Source organism: Microcystis sp. M53603_WE2 (assembly GCF_030065435.1).
Map to the genome: position 1 here is coordinate 1 of NZ_JASJFF010000040.1, position 1,119 is coordinate 1,119.

Genomic DNA, 1,119 nt, shown 5'->3' on the forward strand with positions numbered 1-1,119 from the left:
CTCCATGAATGCCAGTAAGATAGGCACTTAAATCGCCCAGACCTCTAGCGGTGATATGCAGGACATTGTAACCAGTGGCCCGTAAACGTCTTTGATAGCGTCCCTCGTAACCCCCTTCTAAGGGTGCGTAAACCCCTAAAGCACCGTATTGTTCCAGATCGCGAATAAATGGTTTTCCTGTGGTCAGTAGTGCCATAGCTAGTAAAAAAATCTTTTTCCCTATAATCGCACGTTTTGTTAAGTTGTGCGTCAGGTGAACAAAGAAAGACTTAAGATCAAAGATAGAGAGAGACAATCGCTACTCTCCCAAGGAGGCAATATGTTTCACGATCTCCTTTATCCCAACGGACTGCTTTATATCCTGATTAAACTAACTGTTTTAGCTTTAGCAGTCTTGCTCTGGTTTATGGTCGTTTCGGCCCCGGCTGTCTGAAAAAAACACTGCTCTTGTCTCAGGTTAGCCTTGTCTTCTACAATTAGCGTTCTATGCAATGGCTAAATTTTGTCGATGACTCCTGTTAAATTGCCGATCGATCCTTTTCTGAAACCCAACCTAACCACTAAACTCCTAGGGGTTGGGTTGGTATTGACAATTATTTTTATCCTGATTGCCCTGTTTTCGCCCCTTCTGCAAGCGATCGGACTGATTCAGGATCCAACCGACATTTTAAGCAATTATCCCCTACAAACCCCCAGTTCCGCCCATTGGTTCGGGACGAATGTGCGCGGTTATGATGTCTTTTCCCGCACCCTATTCGGGGCGCGAGCGGCCTTGTCCGTGGTATTTTTGGCCACAGGATTATCTTTAGTCATCGGGGTTCCTTTAGGGTTAATTAGCGGTTATTTGGGGGGTAAGATCGATCGCGTTCTCCTCTTTATCATGGATACCCTCTACACCTTGCCGGGGTTATTATTATCGGTGGCTCTCGCTTTCGTCTTGGGTCGTGGTATCCTCAATGTAGCGATCGCTGTTAGCATTGCCTATATTCCCCAATATTTTCGCGTGGTCAGAAATCAAACCGCCAGCGTTAAAAATGAGTTATTTATCGAAGCGGCGCGAGCGATCGGTGCCAGTCCTAGCCGGATACTATCAAAATATCTTTTCTTTAATGTCGTCCA

The 1,119-nt window shown here is 45.8% G+C and carries 2 protein-coding genes; one reads left to right on the plus strand and one right to left on the minus strand.

Features of this window, described 5'->3' with window-relative positions; genetic code table 11:
• The coding region (ndhN, locus tag PX481_RS00995; RefSeq protein WP_288093193.1) for an NAD(P)H-quinone oxidoreductase subunit N at positions 1 to 196 on the minus strand (196 nt) is incomplete at its 3' end.
• Positions 197 to 508: 312 nt separating this feature from the next.
• On the opposite strand from ndhN, the gene PX481_RS01000 reads away from it, so the two are divergent.
• The coding region (locus tag PX481_RS01000) for an ABC transporter permease (protein WP_288093196.1) at positions 509 to 1,119 on the plus strand (611 nt) is incomplete at its 3' end.